Consider the following 1,366-nt stretch of genomic DNA (forward strand, 5'->3'; position numbering starts at 1 on the left):
CGCCATTCGTGCAGGTCGGAACTTACCCGACAAGGAATTTCGCTACCTTAGGATGGTTATAGTTACCACCGCCGTTTACTGGCGCTTAAGTTCTCAGCTTCGCCAACCCGAAAGTCAGCTAACCGGTCCCCTTAACGTTCCAGCACCGGGCAGGCGTCAGTCCGTATACATCGCCTTACGGCTTCGCACGGACCTGTGTTTTTAGTAAACAGTCGCTTCTCGCTGGTCTCTGCGGCCACCCCCAGCTCATGGAGCAAATCCAATCACCAGTGATGGCCCCCCTTCTCCCGAAGTTACGGGGGCATTTTGCCGAGTTCCTTAACCATAGTTCACCCGAACGCCTCGGTATTCTCTACCTGACCACCTGAGTCGGTTTAGGGTACGGGCCGCCATGAAACTCGCTAGAGGCTTTTCTCGACAGCATAGGATCATCCACTTCACCACAATCGGCTCGGCATCAGGTCTCAGCCTTAACGTGTGACGGATTTACCTACCACACGGCCTACACCCTTACCCCGGGACAACCACCGCCCGGGCTGGACTACCTTCCTGCGTCACCCCATCGCTTACCTACTACCACCTTGGTTCGTCGGCTCCACCACTACCCTCAACTCCGAAGAGATCGGGCCGGCTTCACGGACTTAGCATTAATGGGCTCAGTACTGGGCGTTTCAAAGCGGGTACCGGAATATCAACCGGTTGTCCATCGACTACGCCTGTCGGCCTCGCCTTAGGTCCCGACTTACCCTGGGCAGATCAGCTTGACCCAGGAACCCTTAGTCAATCGGCGCACACGTTTCTCACGTGTGTATCGCTACTCATGCCTGCATTCTCACTCGTGAACCGTCCACAACTCGCTTCCGCGGCTGCTTCACCCGGCACACGACGCTCCCCTACCCATCCACACAGGCGTTGGCCCTATATGTGTGAATGACACGACTTCGGCGGTACGCTTGAGCCCCGCTACATTGTCGGCGCGGAATCACTTGACCAGTGAGCTATTACGCACTCTTTCAAGGGTGGCTGCTTCTAAGCCAACCTCCTGGTTGTCTCTGCGACTCCACATCCTTTCCCACTTAGCGTACGCTTAGGGGCCTTAGTCGATGCTCTGGGCTGTTTCCCTCTCGACCATGGAGCTTATCCCCCACAGTCTCACTGCCGCGCTCTCACTTACCGGCATTCGGAGTTTGGCTAAGGTCAGTAACCCGGTAGGGCCCATCGCCTATCCAGTGCTCTACCTCCGGCAAGAAACACACGACGCTGCACCTAAATGCATTTCGGGGAGAACCAGCTATCACGGAGTTTGATTGGCCTTTCACCCCTAACCACAGGTCATCCCCCAGGTTTTCAACCCTGGTGGGTTCGG

At 56.4% G+C, this 1,366-nt stretch carries 1 rRNA gene; it reads right to left on the reverse strand.

What is annotated here, in order from left to right:
* A 23S ribosomal RNA gene (locus ABT023_RS29000) occupies window positions 1-1,366 on the reverse strand; the annotation flags it as partial.

Source organism: Micromonospora sp. NPDC002296, assembly GCF_040296145.1.
GTDB lineage: Bacteria > Actinomycetota > Actinomycetes > Mycobacteriales > Micromonosporaceae > Micromonospora.